At 63.6% G+C, this 13,968-nt stretch carries 14 protein-coding genes; 8 read left to right on the plus strand and 6 right to left on the minus strand.

All coding sequences use genetic code 11. The features are described 5' to 3' along the window. The first annotated feature begins 8 nt into the window (after window positions 1-8). Window positions 9-1,010, plus strand: a complete 1,002-nt coding sequence (motB, locus tag CW305_RS21690) for a flagellar motor protein MotB (RefSeq protein ID WP_104098950.1) — start codon at window positions 9-11, stop codon at window positions 1,008-1,010. Between the two features lie 8 nt (window positions 1,011-1,018). On the opposite strand, the gene rsgA is transcribed toward motB, so the two are convergent. Continuing rightward, window positions 1,019-2,050 carry a small ribosomal subunit biogenesis GTPase RsgA gene (rsgA, locus tag CW305_RS21695; protein ID WP_014818941.1) on the minus strand — a complete coding sequence of 344 codons (1,032 nt, stop codon included), beginning with the start codon at window positions 2,048-2,050 and terminating at the stop codon, window positions 1,019-1,021. Window positions 2,051-2,173: 123 nt separating this feature from the next. Here rsgA and CW305_RS21700 point away from each other — a divergent pair, with 123 nt between their 5' ends. Together CW305_RS21700 and orn are read left to right on the plus strand one after the other, a co-directional pair. Further along, on the plus strand, window positions 2,174-2,980 hold the full coding sequence (locus CW305_RS21700) for a class I SAM-dependent methyltransferase (RefSeq protein WP_104098951.1): 807 nt from the start codon (window positions 2,174-2,176) through the stop codon (window positions 2,978-2,980). 28 nt (window positions 2,981-3,008) lie between these two features. After that, window positions 3,009-3,551, plus strand: coding sequence for an oligoribonuclease (gene orn, locus CW305_RS21705; protein WP_003301682.1), 543 nt, complete (start codon window positions 3,009-3,011; stop codon window positions 3,549-3,551). A 186-nt stretch (window positions 3,552-3,737) separates the two neighbouring features. Here the strand turns inward: orn and CW305_RS21710 are convergent, their stop codons facing one another. The 3 genes from CW305_RS21710 to CW305_RS21720 form a co-directional block, all read right to left on the minus strand. Beyond that, window positions 3,738-4,379, minus strand: a complete 642-nt coding sequence (locus CW305_RS21710; protein ID WP_014818943.1) for an oxidoreductase — start codon at window positions 4,377-4,379, stop codon at window positions 3,738-3,740. 19 nt (window positions 4,380-4,398) lie between these two features. Continuing rightward, window positions 4,399-6,072: a C13 family peptidase gene (locus CW305_RS21715; RefSeq protein WP_104098952.1), complete on the minus strand. Its 1,674-nt coding sequence runs from the start codon at window positions 6,070-6,072 to the stop codon at window positions 4,399-4,401. A gap of 77 nt (window positions 6,073-6,149) precedes the next feature. After that, entirely contained in the window at window positions 6,150-6,605 is a 456-nt protein-coding gene (locus tag CW305_RS21720) for a MaoC family dehydratase (RefSeq protein ID WP_014818945.1), read from the minus strand. 229 nt (window positions 6,606-6,834) lie between these two features. On the opposite strand from CW305_RS21720, the gene CW305_RS21725 reads away from it, so the two are divergent. From CW305_RS21725 to CW305_RS21735, 3 genes are read left to right on the plus strand one after another with little or no spacing between them, the layout of a single operon-like run. Then, the gene (locus tag CW305_RS21725) at window positions 6,835-7,197 is read left to right on the plus strand and encodes a CidA/LrgA family protein (RefSeq protein WP_014818946.1); all 363 of its coding nucleotides are present in this window, start codon (window positions 6,835-6,837) and stop codon (window positions 7,195-7,197) included. Further along, window positions 7,194-7,913 carry an LrgB family protein gene (locus CW305_RS21730; protein ID WP_014818947.1) on the plus strand — a complete coding sequence of 240 codons (720 nt, stop codon included), beginning with the start codon at window positions 7,194-7,196 and terminating at the stop codon, window positions 7,911-7,913. The genes CW305_RS21725 and CW305_RS21730 overlap by 4 nt, the downstream gene beginning before the upstream one ends. A gap of 10 nt (window positions 7,914-7,923) precedes the next feature. Next, window positions 7,924-8,508 (plus strand): LON peptidase substrate-binding domain-containing protein, encoded by a 585-nt coding sequence (locus tag CW305_RS21735; RefSeq protein ID WP_041015888.1) that lies wholly within the window; start codon window positions 7,924-7,926, stop codon window positions 8,506-8,508. Window positions 8,509-8,584: 76 nt separating this feature from the next. On the opposite strand, the gene CW305_RS21740 is transcribed toward CW305_RS21735, so the two are convergent. Next, a complete protein-coding gene (locus CW305_RS21740; protein ID WP_014818949.1) occupies window positions 8,585-10,339 on the minus strand; it encodes a bifunctional alpha/beta hydrolase/class I SAM-dependent methyltransferase in 1,755 nt (584 codons plus the stop codon). A gap of 168 nt (window positions 10,340-10,507) precedes the next feature. Next, complete coding sequence (locus tag CW305_RS21745; protein ID WP_104098953.1) at window positions 10,508-11,827, minus strand: bifunctional DedA family/phosphatase PAP2 family protein; 1,320 nt, start codon at window positions 11,825-11,827, stop codon at window positions 10,508-10,510. Window positions 11,828-12,030: 203 nt separating this feature from the next. On the opposite strand from CW305_RS21745, the gene CW305_RS21750 reads away from it, so the two are divergent. Together CW305_RS21750 and nadD are read left to right on the plus strand one after the other, a co-directional pair. Next, window positions 12,031-13,296 (plus strand): glutamate-5-semialdehyde dehydrogenase, encoded by a 1,266-nt coding sequence (locus tag CW305_RS21750; RefSeq protein WP_104098954.1) that lies wholly within the window; start codon window positions 12,031-12,033, stop codon window positions 13,294-13,296. Beyond that, window positions 13,296-13,955, plus strand: coding sequence for a nicotinate-nucleotide adenylyltransferase (gene nadD, locus CW305_RS21755; RefSeq protein WP_014818952.1), 660 nt, complete (start codon window positions 13,296-13,298; stop codon window positions 13,953-13,955). Before CW305_RS21750 ends, nadD begins: the two co-directional genes overlap by 1 nt. Window positions 13,956-13,968: the final 13 nt, after the last annotated feature.

Genomic DNA, 13,968 nt, shown 5'->3' on the forward strand with positions numbered 1-13,968 from the left:
GGCTCGCCATGGACAACACCCAACCGATCATCGTCAAGCGGGTCAAGAAGGTCGCGGGCGGCCACCACGGTGGCGCCTGGAAGATCGCCTTCGCCGACTTCGCCACCGCGATGATGGCGTTCTTTCTGGTGATGTGGCTGATGAGTTCGGCCACGCCAGAGCAGAAGAAACTCATCTCCGGCTACTTCCAGGACCCGATCGGCTTCACCGAGAGTGCCAGCCCGCACGTGATCGACCTGGGAGGTACGCCGACCCCCTCGCCGGACCGCACCCTCAATCCGGAGCTGGAACCGGCGCAGAGCGAAGCGCAGATCGACAGCGCTCAGGTGGAGACCTTTGCCGAACAGCTGGAGCGTGAACGCCTCGAGCTGCTCTTGCAGGAACTGCAGAACAAGGTCGACGAGAATCCCGAACTGCAGAAGTTCAAGGACCAGATTCTCTTCGAGATCACGCAGGACGGCCTGCGCATCCAGATCATGGATGCCGAGAACCGGCCCATGTTCGCGCTCGGCAGCGCCCAGTTGCAGCCCTACTTCGAAGACATCCTGCTGGCGCTGGTCGACACCATCGCTGCGGTGCCGAACAAGATCAGCATCAGCGGTCACACCGATGCCAAGCCTTACTCAGGGCGTGGTGACTTCGGCAACTGGGAACTCTCGGCCGGGCGCGCCAATGCCGCACGCCGCACGCTGGTGATCGGTGGTTACCCGGAGGATCAGATTGCGCGGGTCGTGGGCTACGCCTCGTCGGCACTGTTCGATCGCAAGGACCCGCTCAACCCGGTCAACCGACGCATCGATATTCTGGTGCTGACCAAGAAGGCGCAGCGTTCGATCGAGGATGAGCAGCCCGCTGCCACGGATTCGACCGGTGCTGCCGAAGGCGAAGTTGCGCCATCTGGCGGCGCGGCGCCGGCTGGGGAGGAGCCGTTACAGCCGGAGCAACTGCGGGAGCGGTTGAACATCTTCGAAGATGGCGTGCTGCAGTTCAGTCAGCCCGGCGAGGGCTGAGCGACAGATCAGTAGTCCGGTTCTGGCAGGCTGCTGAGGATGTGTCGGTAACTGCTCATTCGCTGCGGCTGGATGCGCCCGTCCTCCAGCGCCTGGAGCAGGGCGCAGCCGGGCTCGCGATCATGCTTGCAGTCGCGGAAGCGGCAGTGCCCGAGCAAATCCTGGAATTCGATGAAGCCTGCTTCGACGTCGGCGCGACTGACGTGACCTAAGCCGAATTCGCGGATGCCGGGGGAGTCGATCAGCTCGCCGCCACCGGGAAAGTGGAACAGACGTGCCGTGGTGGTGGTGTGGGTACCCTTGCCGGTCATTTCCGACAGCGCCCCGACGCGGGTGTCGACGCCCGGCAACAGGCTGTTCACCAGCGAAGACTTGCCCACCCCGGATTGCCCGACGAAGACGCTGACGTGGCCGTCGAGCCGCGCCTTGAGCGCTTCCATGCCGCCACCACCGTGGGCCGAGACTTCCAACAGCGGATAGTTCAGCTGCCGATAGACTTCCAGCAGGCGATTCAGCGCGGCTTCGTTCTGCTCGTCGATCAAGTCGACCTTGTTCAACAGCAGCAATGGCGTGATGCCGGCGTGCTCCGCGGCGACCAGATAGCGGTCGATCAGGTTGGCGTGGGGCTCCGGTAGCGGCGCGAAGACGATGACGATCAGGTCGACGTTCGCCGCCACGGGCTTGAGCTGGCCACGGGTATCCGGGCGGCAGAGTTCCGAATGTCGCGGCAGCTGCGCAACGATGACACCAATGCCCTGGTTGCCCGGGCGCCAGACCACACGATCGCCGGTGACCAGTGCCGGCAGGTTGGCGCGCAGGTGGCAGCGAAAGACCTGCCCGCTGTGTTCGCCTTCCAGCGCTTCCACCTCGACCTGTACGCCGAAATGCGCGATGACCAGTCCGGTCTGTTCCGGGCCAAGATCGCCGCCTTCGAGTTCTTCGAGTGCACGGCTTTCGCGACGCGCGGCGCGGGCGGCGCGCTCTTCCTGGATTTTCTCGATACGCCAGTTCTGCCGGCGGTTGAGTTGGCGTTTGGCCATGAATTCGGTTGTCTCTGAGGTTGGTGAGCGAGTCTAGCATGCTGCAACCCGCCCACTTCGGCCTGTATCGCGCTGAAGCCGGAGGGTTAGACTGGTGCTCCTTCACCCGTTCGATTGTCGGTCATGCCTGCTTCTGTCGTTACTCGCCTGCCCATCCTGCGTGCGCTGCTGGCCCAGCTGTTGGCGCTGCTGGTGGTCTGGCTGCTGTTGCTCGGACTGGTCGGCGTGCTGGGTGTGCGTCCCGGTCTCATCCTTGTGGCAGTCGCGCAGGGCTGTCTGGCAGCGCTGATCGGGGCCCGGCTCGGGCTGTCGGCCTGGTGGCTGGCGATCAATCTGATGTTCGTTCCTGGATTGGCGTTGCTGCGTGATTTCGACGTGCCGGGCTGGTTGCCGCTGGGCGCATTCACGTTGTTGTTGCTGTTGAACTGGAATGCCTTCACCGAGCGCGTGCCGCTCTATCTGACTGGCCGCGAAGCCGAGCGCCAGTTGCGCAACAGGCTGAGCGAGCTGCCGGCGGATTTTCGCTATATCGACCTGGGCAGCGGTTTGGCCGGCACCTTGTCGCGGTTGGCGCGGGACTTTCCGGCGGCGCAGTTCATCGGCGTGGAAACCGCGCCGCTGACCTTCGCGCTGTCCTGGCTGCGCTGCCTGCCGCGGCGCAACTGCCATATTCGCCTGCTCAGCCTGTGGCGGGTCGATCTCGCCGAGTACGACGTGGTCTATTGCTTCCTCTCACCCGCACCCATGGCCGCCCTGTGGGACAAGGCACACGCCGAGATGCGCCCCGGCGCGCGGCTGATCAGCAACAGTTTCGCGGTGCCAGGCGTCGAGCCGCTCGAAGTGCAGGAATTGAATGACTGGCGCCGCTCGCGGCTGCTGATCTGGTACCCCGGTGGCGCGACACCTGACGGCGTCGATACGAGCGGCTAAACTGCGCCGCACAGCCAAGGAGCCCGCCATGCAGAACCCGCAGAACCTGATCTGGATCGACCTGGAAATGACCGGTCTGGATCCGGACAACGACGTCATCATCGAGATGGCGACCATCGTCACCGACAGTCAGCTCAACGTGCTGGCCGAGGGGCCGGTGATCGCGGTACACCAGAGCGATGAAACACTGGCGCGCATGGATGAGTGGAACACCCGTCAGCACGGCGGCTCGGGCCTGACACAGCGCGTGCGTGAGAGCAGGATTTCCACCGCCGAGGCCGAGCAGGCGACGCTGGCCTTCCTCGAACAGTGGGTACCCAAGGGCAAGTCGCCGATCTGCGGCAACAGCATCTGCCAGGACCGCCGCTTCCTCTACCGGCAGATGCCGAAGCTCGAGGCCTACTTCCACTACCGCAACCTGGATGTCTCCACGCTCAAGGAGCTGGCCGCGCGTTGGGCGCCGCAGATCATGGAAGGCTTCAAGAAGAGCGGCACGCACCTGGCGCTCGACGACATCCGTGATTCCATCGCCGAGCTGCGGCATTACCGCGAGCATTTCATCAAGGTCTGAAAGGGGCGTTAACGCCTGACGCGTTTGCGGATCGTAGGGTGGATCACGCTTCACCGATCCACCGACGAGGCCAGGTGGATGTAAAAAGCGACATCCACCCTACGTCACTGATGATCATCGTGAGAGTGAGGCCGCAGCGTCGTGCATCCAGTGGTCAATCGGCGCCTTTTGGCGAGGCGCCGACAGTTATTTCCCCAGCTTGCGCAGCTCGTCCGATTCGACGATGCGCATGCCGTCGCCTTCCTCCAGCGCCAGTCGCCACAGCGCGCGGGCGAGGGTGCAGGTCTCGATGCCGTGGTACTTGCCCGGCAGCAGCTGCGACAGGGGCGCCGCGATGCGTTCGCTCAACCGCGGCTCCAGGCGTGGGCCGATCAGTTGAGAGGGGCGGGCGATGGTCAGCTGTGGCCAGTCCTGCTGCTGCAATGCCGCCTCCATTTCGCCTTTGACCTTGAGGTAGAAGATCGAACTGTCCGGGTTGGCCCCCAGCGAGCTGATCACCAGCAGGTGACGCGCGCCCATCTCCTTAGCCCGGCGGGCAAACGCCAGCACCAGATCATGATCGATGGCGCGGAACGCCTCCTGGCCACCGGCCTGCTTTAGCGTGCTGCCCAGGCAGCAGAAGGCCGTGTCGATCTCGCCGCCCAGCGTTGGCAGCAACGCCAGCAGCTCTCCGACCGGGTTTTCCAGGCGCTGATGGGCCGCCAATGGCCTGCGTGTGGGCGCCAGCACGCGTTCGACGGTGGGTTCGTTGAGCAGGCGATCGAGCAGGTGCTCGCCAGTGAGTCCGGTGGCGCCGGCAAGCAGAATGCGCTGTGGCGTCAAATACATGGTCTTGCTCCTGTGGCGATCATTGGGTGGCACGCCGCTGCCGCAGCTCCTGCCAGCGTTGGACGACCGCTTCCGGCGCCCAAATTTGCGGTTCCGATGCCTGATAGTCGTCGGCCTGCTCGCGTTCGGCAACTTTTGCTGCGGCCAGCGTGAAGGCCTGCACGATATCGTCGGTTTCCTGCAGCGCTTCGGCGAACAGGGCGCGGCCGAAGTAGGTGAAGTCGCTCTGCTCGGAGCAGCCGAAGGACACCCGGTCGGCGCGGGCGGCGGTCATGATCAGCGTCTGCTCGTTCTTCAGTGGCTTGATGAAGCCGCCGGAATAGCAGGCCGAGATCACCAGGATGACCTTGCGCTTGGCGAGCGGCGCGAGCAGCTGCGCCAGATCCGCTGCCGGCAAGTCGTCCAGCGAAAGACGCGGCTGGTTCAGCACCAGTTCGTGGTCCGCCGAACCGTGGCTGGTGAAATAGAGAAAGATCAGGTCTTCCTCGCCACTGCGTTCGGCCAGCGCGCGAATCGCTCGGGTCAGGTTCTCCCGGGTCGCCAGCGGCCGGTCGACGAGATGATCGCGGTGGTTGACCAGGCTGAGTTGGCCATGGGCGGCGAAACGCTCGGCGAGCAGCTTCTGTACGTAATCGGTTTCGCGCATGAACACGCTCTGCCGGCCATCGCCGGCCACGGTCAGCGTATAGAGGTCCTGGGCAGGGCTGGAAGGCGGTAGCGCACTGATCGCACGCTCGAGCAGCGAGCCTTGTCCCAGCAGCGCGAGCTCGAGCGGGTCCGATAGCGCGTCTGCCTGCTCGTCGCGGACGCGTCGGTCATTACGCCAGCTGCCGCGCAGCTCGGTGCCGTCGGCTTGGGTCAGTACGCCCTCGCCGTCGAAGTGTCCGTGGCGGAAACCGCCGGTATAGAAGCTACCGTCTGCGCGATCGAGACGGCCCTGGCCGTGGTAGCGCCAGTTGCGGAACTGCCCGCTGTAGCGGCTGCCATCGCTGGCGACGTAAGTGCCGGTGCCGCTCAGTTCGCCGTGGACGAAGGTGCCGTTCCAGGCGTTGCCCTCGCTATCCTCGTAGCGTCCCTGGCCATGAAACTGATCGTTCTCGAACTGGCCGCTGTAGCGCTCGCCATGCTCGGTCGAAAAGCTGCCTTCGCCGTTCAGGTTGCCCGCGTTGAAATGCCCGCTGAGTTGACCATTGGCGTCGCTGCGGGTGCCCGGTCCATCCGGCTGGCCTTTGCTGAACTGCCCTCGATGACTGAAGCCGTCGGCATACTCCAGGCTGCCCTGGCCGTGGTAGAGGTTGTTGCGAAACTCGCCTTCGTAGACCGTGCCGTCCTGGCTGAAGCGCCCGTGGCCATGCATGCGTCCGGCCTGGAATTCGCCCTCGTAGACGCCACCCTCGACATAGCTGAAACGGCCCAGGCCGTCGAACAAGCCGTGCCTGAACTCACCCTCGTAGCGATCGCCTGTTGCGCTTTGCCAGGTGCCCAGGCCATGCCACTGGCCGTCCTTGAATTGGCCGAGGTAGTAGCTGCCGTTCGGGTAGTCGATACGACCGCTGCCCTGCAGCAAGCCCTCGACGATTTCGCCGCGATAGCGGCCGCCGTCCGGCAGCACTCCATCGGCAGGGGTGAGAGGCTCGCCCTCGCCGCAGGCGGTGAGCAGACCAAGTAACAGGAAGGGAAGAAGACGCAGCATGCGGGCATCCGCTCAGGCAGGACGTCCGCAGTATGCCGCAAACCGAGCGGGCTGCGACAATCGCGCAGAGTCGCCGCTCAGAGGACGCACAGCGCCAGGGTTTCGGCGATATAGGCCGGTTTTTCCGAGCCTTCGATCTCCATCACCGCGCGCGCCTTGAGCAGCCATTGCCCGGGATTCTTCTCGTAGGCATCGATCAGCGTCAGTCCCAGACGCACCCGCGAGCCGACCCTCACCGGCTGGATGAAGCGCAGGCTGTCCAGCCCATAGTTGACGCCCATCTGCGTGCCTTCCGGCACGACCATAAGGTCGCCAGACAACATCGGCAGCAACGACAGCGACAGGAAGCCATGGGCAATGGTGCCGCCGAACGGTGTTTGCGCGGCTTTTTCGGCATCGATGTGGATGAACTGGTGATCGCCGGTGCAGTCGGCGAACTGGTTGACGCGCTGCTGATCGACGGTCAGCCACTCGGAGTAGCCCAGTTCCTTGCCGATGTAATCCTTGAGCTGTGCGACGGGTACCTGTGGCATGTGTCCTCCTGATTGTTCTTGTATGACTGCAGCGATGTGCAGTCTGACTAGAGAGGGGCAGTGCCGGGCCCGAAGCGGCCGACTGGCTCTGCGTCATTTACAGCTCTAGATCAGCACGGGCAGGCGTCGCGGCAAACCAGCATCGGCACCGCGAATGGCCCGTCATAGCGCAGCGCGGGCGCCTGCCGGCGTTGCCCTTTATACTGTCGCAATTTTGCGGGAGGCTCCCATGCTGCTCAGAGGCCTGACCTGGCTGGTCGCATTCCAGTTGCTCGGCACCGTCCTCAATGTGCTGTTCCTGCCCATGCTGCCGGGCCCCATCATCGGCATGGTGCTGCTGTTCGCCGGCCTGCTGGCGCGCGGCCGGGCCAGCGAATCGCTGCAGCTGGCGGCGAGCAGCCTGTTGCGCTACCTGCCGCTGCTGCTGGTACCGCCGGCGGTTGGGGTGATGGCCTATACGGAGGCGATCCTTGATGACTTCTGGGCCATCGTTGGCGTGCTGGTAATTTCGCTGCTGGTCTCGCTGGTCTTCACCGGCTGGCTGATGCAGACGCTGATCCGGCGCAAGCAGCGTCAACAGGAGGGCGCATGATCGAACTGCACTGGCAGGCCGCCTGGGAGGCGCTGATCCATCATCCGCTGTTCGGTGTGGCTATTACCCTGGCTGTCTTCCAGCTGGCGTATGCGGCGTATGAGAAGACCCGCTGGGTATTCCTGCAGCCGGTTCTAGTGTCGATGACGCTGATCGTCGGCATCCTCCTGCTATGTGGTATCGACTATGACGAATACCGCATCAGTGCGCAGTGGCTGACGCTGCTGCTGGGGCCGGCTACCGTTGCGCTGGCCGTGCCGCTGTACCTGAACCTGCGGCGGATTCGCGAGTTGTTCGGCCCGATCGTGATCACTTTGCTGGTCGCCGGGGTGTTTGCCACGGCGCTGGGCATGGCCCTGGCTTGGGCTTTCGGCGCGGATGACATGATCCTGATGACCCTGGCGCCGAAGTCGGTCACTTCGCCGATCGCCATGCTGGTGGCCGAGCAGATCGGAGGTGTGGTGGCGCTGGCGGCGGTGTTCGTGATGATCACCGGCGTGCTCGGCGCGATTTTCGGTCCGGAACTGTTGCGCCGGTTTGGCGTTCAGCATCCTGCGGCCCGCGGCATTGCGCTCGGGCTGACCGCCCACGCCGTGGGCACCGCGCAGGCGCTGCAGGAAAGCGACGAATGCGGTGCGTTCGCGGCCCTGGCCATGAGCCTGATGGGGGTAATGACTGCGGTGCTGTTGCCGCTGGTGGTTGCCTTGCTGCTGTGATGGAGTCGCCATGAGATTGCCGTTGTTCCCGCTGGATACCGTGCTGTTCCCCGGTTGTTTTCTCGATCTGCAGATATTCGAGGCACGCTATCTCGACATGGTCAGCCAGTGCCTCAAGGCCGGGCATGGCTTTGGCGTGGTGCATATTCTGGATGGCAAGGAGGTTGGCGCAGCACCGGCGGCGTTCTCTCATATCGGTTGCGAAGCGCTGATTCGCGACTGGCAACAGCTGCCCAACGGCCTGTTGGGTATCCGGGTCGAAGGCGGGCGGCGCTTCGATGTGCAATCGTTCGAAGTACTGCGTGACCAGCTGGCCGTCGCCCAGGTCGCTTGGCGCAGCGAAGCCGACAGCCAGCCATTGGCCGAGCAGCACGCCGACCTCGTCGTACTGCTCGCCGCGCTGGGTCAGCATCCGATGGTGAAAACCCTGGGGCTGGGCGGCGCGGTGAGCGATCAGGCAGCTCTGGCCAGTCAGCTGGCCTACCTGTTGCCATTCGATGCGGAGCAGAAGATCGAATTGCTGGGGCTGGACGAGCCAGCGTCGCAGCTCGAGCAGATTCAAAGCCTGCTCGAGCAATTGCAGGACGGGGCGTAAGGCGTGTCGCCCCAGTGTGTTCGCCAGCGTGACCTGGCGCCGCAGCGGCCAACCTTGGTGTCGCTAGAGAAGGTCGTCAGTAGGGTTTTTGTGCCAACGACACCGTAAAGATCCCCCAGTCGTCGATACGCTGCGTGATTTTTACCAAACCTGCCGCTGCTACCAGTTGGTCAATCTCCGCTTGGGTACGCCGCCGCATCACCCATGCCTGCCCATCTCGGTGACTGGTCAGTGCTCGGGCTATGAGCTTCAGCTGTGGGTGCCAGGGTTGTCCGGTGTATACGATGTAGCCGCCCGGTTGCAGCGCTTCGGCGACGCCGGCAAGAGAGCGGCCGATCATTTGATTGTCGCCGAACAACTCGTAGAGACCCGATACCACTACAAGCGTTGGGCGCGGCGAGAGTGCAGCCAGATCCGCCTGATCGAATGCGTCTGCCTTGATGAATCGTGCGACCTCTTCGAAACCCTTTGCCCGGATCAGGCCACTGCCGTCGCGTACATTGATATCGCTGTAATCGCGCAGGAGAATCGAGGCAGGGCGTTCTTCGAGGTCCTGTATTGCCTCGAGAATGTAGCGGCCATGGCCGGCGGCAATGTCCACGATATGTACTGGCTGATCTGCGCTTCGCAGGCGGCTCATCGCCCCACGTAACAGCTCTTCTACATGCCTTTTTCTCGGACGTATTGCACGCCAGCCTATGGAGTTCAAATAAAGCTGGTCAATCTTGCGCCCCAGTACAGTCAGCCCTGCTGGTTCGTTTCTGTAGACATAATCGAGCGTGCTGCCGGAATCGAAACCCGCCTCGAAACCGAGCTTTAGCCCATGAGAAAGCCGGGCGCCAAGGCGCATTCCCGCACGCATGGCGCGCCAATAACATCCTTCCATGGAGTTCGGAGCTACAGGGGCAGCCAGTGCTTCTGCTTCCGCACACATCGGGCCTATTCGGTCCGCATCGAGGAGCGACGGGGGCGCCATTGGCATATCGAAATTATGACGAATGAAACGGCGGGCCTGGCTTACTGCCCGATTACGATCTCGCTCGCCGAGCGTGTCGTGAAAGAAACCCGGCAGAACGTGTTTTTCTTTTCGTAAGCTGCCAAGTCTTTCGAAAAAAGTTACTTGTGGTTTGTGTCCTACGACGAAGTCTGCGCCTGAGATAAGGAGCTGAGTTGGGATCTGGATCGCCTGCGCATCTGCAACCACGCGCCGCGCCGCTTCATGCAGCCCAAGGAGCATATTGACGGAAATGGCCTTGGTGATAAGCGGATCCTGCTGATAGCTCTGAATCCGCGCGGGATCGTGTGTCAGGAAGCGGGCCTTGACGTAGCTGTCGACGAAGAAGTTGCCGCGAAACGCTCGTATTAGCCCTAGGCCTGTCCGTGCGAATGGTACATACAGCTTTACCTTGAACGCCGGTGACGCCAGCACCAGCGCCCGAACTTTGGGCGCATAGTCGTGGGCCCATGTCGCAATAACTACCGCCCCTACACTTTGCGCAACAATTGCCAGGTCTTCCTCTTTGATGCAGTGCATAGAGCCGATGTGATCGATGAACGTCTGCACGTCTCGAACACTTGTCGCGAAGCTCGGGCTGTCTCCACGGGTGCCAGGCGACAGACCGTGCCCGCGCGCATCCCAGGCAAAGAAATCGCAGTCAGGAAGGTCGAGCTCATCAACGAGGTGGGCCAGCCGGCCGGAATGCTCATGTCCGCGATGGAACATGACGACGGCCCGCCTTGTAGGCTCTGTGGACGAAAGCGCGGGCCAATGGCGGTAGGAAAGCTCTAAGGCATCGTGGGTGCTGAAAGTTAGAAGGCGTGACTCGCGCATCGAAATATCCTGGTCCCTGGACAGTTATTGAGTTATCCGAAACTCAACGGCAGAAGGCTGCTCTGCCAAGGTGCGGACTTTCCGCTGGTGGCGCGATATACGCAACGACGCCTCGCACATTTCTGGTTCGCACCAGAAAAAATTCGGATCACACGTTTGAGGGAGCAATCACTGATACCGATACATCTGCATAGCTGTCGGCAGAGCCCAGACGCTGAATGCGCCGAGCAGGCCCAGACAGGCCGGCAGGATCAGCCACCAGACTCTCGGTGCCATTGCGTGCAGTGGGCTGCGCCATTGCACCAGGGTCAGGCTGGCGGCGCAGATGCAGGCGGCCAGCAGGGCGCCGGCCGTCACGTCGGTGGTCCAGTGCACGCCGAGATAGACCCGCGAGAGTGCGATCGCCGTCGCCGGCAGGCTGGCGAGGACCAGCCAGGCAAGGCGCAGGCGCGGTGGCTGGCCGCGACCGGCGAGCACGCCGAGGGTGAGGAAGAAGGCAAACGCCGCTGAGCTGTGCCCGCTGGGAAAGCTGTAGCTGCTCAGCGGCTCCATCAGTACTTCCGGGCGAACGCGAGCGAAGGTGGCCTTCAGGGCGCCGTTGGCCAGGGCCGTGCCCAGCAGCGTAAGAATGGCGAACAGGGCGGCGCGCCATTGGCGTGCGACCAAAAGCAGCAGGGATAGCAATACCGCGGCCCACAGTTGGGTGTGAAAGTCGCCGGCGCGGGTGACGATCACCATGATGCGGTCGAAGGTGGTGCTGCGTGCGCCCTGGATCACTGCCAGCAGGCCTTCGTCGAGTTCCTTCAGGTGCGGCCAGCCGAAAAACAGACCGAGCAGGATGGCAACGCCGAGGCCGGCCGACAGTGCGCTGACCCAACGCAAGCCGCGCAGGCTGCCGAATGCAGTTGCCGCGATCAGCGTCAGCAGCGCGCCGACCACTATCCCGGCTTCGCTCCAGAAACCCTCCTCCAGCGGCAGGCGGATGGCGGCTCCGGCGCTCCAACCGGGCAGCAGATAAGCCATCGACCAGCCGGCGGCAGCACACAGGCTGACCAGCAGGAAGCGTCCGAGCGGCATGTCGAGCATGCCGGCGGTCATCGGCAGCATGGGGCGCAGCGGGCCGATGAAGCGGCCTACCAGCAGGCTGGCTACGCCGTAGCGCTGAAAGTAGTGCTCGGCCTGCATCAGCCACTCGGGATGGTCGCGCAGGCCTCGCAAGCTGCGAATGCCCTGGTGATAGCGTCGACCGAGGGCATAGGAAAGCAGGTCGCCGATCAATCCGCCGATAAAGCCCAGCAAAAGGGTTTCCCCCAGGCTCAGCACTCCGCTGCCAGCGAGTACAGCAATGGCGAATACCAGCACCGTGCCCGGGATGATCAGTCCGACTACGGCCAGACACTCCATGCAGGCGACGATCAGCAGCGCGAGGCCCAGCCATTGCGGATGTCCGGCGAGCCATTGGGTTAGGGTTTCGAGCCACTGGCCCATGCGGATTTCCTTGAATCGAGATCGCCTTTCGACCTGACGAAAGGGTGGTGGGTTTCCTCGGCGCAAGGATACTGCGCCGTGCTGGTTGGTTCGTAGCGCTGTCCGCGCATGCATTCGAGCGCCTTTCGCCCGGCGCCGCTGTGCGCGGGCGGTCGGGGTGGCTATAATCAGCCGCTTTCCCTTCAGTCAGGCCAGCTAGATCCATGACCGAGTCCGTACTCGATTACATGAACCGCCTGGGCCGCGCCGCGCGCGAGGCCTCGCGGGTGCTTGCGCGCGCCAGCATGGCGCAGAAGAACCGTGCGCTGCAGGCCGCCGCCGCCGCGCTCGACGCAGCCCGCGACGAGTTGGTCAGCGCCAACGAGCGGGACCTTGCCGGTGGCCGCGCCAACGGTCTGGACGCGGCGATGCTCGATCGTCTTGCGCTGACGCCCAAGGTGATCGACGGCATGATCGAAGGGCTGCGCCAGGTCGCCGCGCTGCCGGACCCGATCGGCGAGATTCGCGACATGCGCTACATGCCTTCGGGCATTCAGGTTGGCAAGATGCGCGTGCCGCTGGGCGTGGTCGGGATCATCTACGAGTCGCGGCCGAACGTGACCATCGACGCCGCCAGCCTGTGCCTGAAGTCGGGCAATGCGACCATCCTGCGCGGTGGTTCCGAGGCGATCCATTCCAATCAGGCCATTGCCCGCTGCATCCAGCTTGGCCTGGCCGAAGCCGGGCTGCCGGCAGCGGCGGTGCAGGTCGTGGAGACCACTGACCGGGCTGCGGTCGGCGCGCTGATCAGCATGCCGGAATACGTCGATGTGATCGTGCCGCGCGGCGGCAAGGGGCTGATCGAACGCATCAGTCGCGACGCCCGGGTACCGGTGATCAAGCACCTGGACGGCATCTGCCATGTCTACATCGACGTGGCGGCGGACGTGGACAAGGCCGTTCGCGTCGCCGACAACGCCAAGACCCAGCGCTTCGCGCCGTGCAACACCATGGAGACGCTGCTGGTTCACCAGGGCATCGCCGATCGGGTGCTGCCGGCACTGGCGGCCATCTATCGCGAGAAGGGCGTTGAGTTGCGTGGCTGTGCGCGAACCCAGGCGCTGCTTGGCGGCGATGTGCTGGAGGCCAGCGAAGAAGACTGGTCCACCGAATACAACGCACCGATCCTGTCGATCCGCATCGTCGATTCGCTGGATGCCGCCATCGAGCACATCAATCGCTACGGCTCGCAACACACCGACGCGATCGTCACCGAGAATTTCACCGATGCCCGGCGCTTCCTCACCGAGGTGGACTCCGCTTCGGTGATGGTCAACGCCTCGACGCGTTTCGCCGATGGCTTCGAGTATGGCCTGGGTGCGGAGATCGGCATCTCCACTGACAAGCTTCATGCCCGTGGTCCGGTCGGTCTGGAAGGGCTGACCAGCGAGAAGTACGTGGTGTTTGGCGACGGCCACGTCCGTACCTGATGAGCCAAGGCAGCGGCGCCCGGCGCATCGGTATACTCGGCGGTACCTTCGATCCGGTACACATCGGTCACTTGCGCGGGGCGCTGGAAGTGGCCGAGATGTTCGATCTCGACGAGCTGCGGCTGATACCCAACGCGCGTCCGCCGCACCGTGACACCCCCAATTGCTCGGCGCAGGATCGCCTGGCAATGGTTCGCCTGGCGGTGCAAGACCTGCCGCCACTTTGTGTGGACGCTCGTGAGCTGGAGCGGGAGAAGCCGTCCTACACCATCGACACGCTGATTTCCCTGCGCGCCGAGCTGGGCGAGGAGGATCAGTTGTTGCTGGTGGTGGGCTGGGATGCCTTCTGCGGCCTGCCAACCTGGCATCGCTGGGAGGAGCTGCTCGACTATTGCCATATCCTCGTCCTGCAACGCCCGGATGCCGGCAGCGAGGCGCCGCAGGTGCTGCGCGATCTGCTCGCCGCACGCAGCGTGCCCGATCCCCAGGTGCTTTGCGGGGGCAGCGGGCAGATTGCATTCGTCTGGCAGACACCGTTGGAAGTGTCTGCCACACAGATTCGCCAATTGCTGGCCAGCGGCAAGTCGGTCCGATTCCTGGTTCCCGATGCCGTACTGGCTTATATCAACGCGCACGGACTGTACCGGGCGTCGAACTGAGGTTGTTTTCACG

It is taken from the genome of Stutzerimonas kunmingensis (genome assembly GCF_002929225.1).
Taxonomy (GTDB): domain Bacteria; phylum Pseudomonadota; class Gammaproteobacteria; order Pseudomonadales; family Pseudomonadaceae; genus Stutzerimonas.

Excerpts from the sequence above, each read along its gene's own strand:
- motB (WP_104098950.1), top strand. The coding sequence starts at position 9 with ATGGACAACACCCAACCGATCATCGTCAAGCGGGTCAAGAAGGTCGCG.
- rsgA (WP_014818941.1), bottom strand. The coding sequence starts at position 2,050 with ATGGCCAAACGCCAACTCAACCGCCGGCAGAACTGGCGTATCGAGAAA.
- CW305_RS21700 (WP_104098951.1), top strand. The coding sequence starts at position 2,174 with ATGCCTGCTTCTGTCGTTACTCGCCTGCCCATCCTGCGTGCGCTGCTG.
- orn (WP_003301682.1), top strand. The coding sequence starts at position 3,009 with ATGCAGAACCCGCAGAACCTGATCTGGATCGACCTGGAAATGACCGGT.
- CW305_RS21710 (WP_014818943.1), bottom strand. The coding sequence starts at position 4,379 with ATGTATTTGACGCCACAGCGCATTCTGCTTGCCGGCGCCACCGGACTC.
- CW305_RS21715 (WP_104098952.1), bottom strand. The coding sequence starts at position 6,072 with ATGCTGCGTCTTCTTCCCTTCCTGTTACTTGGTCTGCTCACCGCCTGC.
- CW305_RS21720 (WP_014818945.1), bottom strand. The coding sequence starts at position 6,605 with ATGCCACAGGTACCCGTCGCACAGCTCAAGGATTACATCGGCAAGGAA.
- CW305_RS21725 (WP_014818946.1), top strand. The coding sequence starts at position 6,835 with ATGCTGCTCAGAGGCCTGACCTGGCTGGTCGCATTCCAGTTGCTCGGC.
- CW305_RS21730 (WP_014818947.1), top strand. The coding sequence starts at position 7,194 with ATGATCGAACTGCACTGGCAGGCCGCCTGGGAGGCGCTGATCCATCAT.
- CW305_RS21735 (WP_041015888.1), top strand. The coding sequence starts at position 7,924 with ATGAGATTGCCGTTGTTCCCGCTGGATACCGTGCTGTTCCCCGGTTGT.
- CW305_RS21740 (WP_014818949.1), bottom strand. The coding sequence starts at position 10,339 with ATGCGCGAGTCACGCCTTCTAACTTTCAGCACCCACGATGCCTTAGAG.
- CW305_RS21745 (WP_104098953.1), bottom strand. The coding sequence starts at position 11,827 with ATGGGCCAGTGGCTCGAAACCCTAACCCAATGGCTCGCCGGACATCCG.
- CW305_RS21750 (WP_104098954.1), top strand. The coding sequence starts at position 12,031 with ATGACCGAGTCCGTACTCGATTACATGAACCGCCTGGGCCGCGCCGCG.
- nadD (WP_014818952.1), top strand. The coding sequence starts at position 13,296 with ATGAGCCAAGGCAGCGGCGCCCGGCGCATCGGTATACTCGGCGGTACC.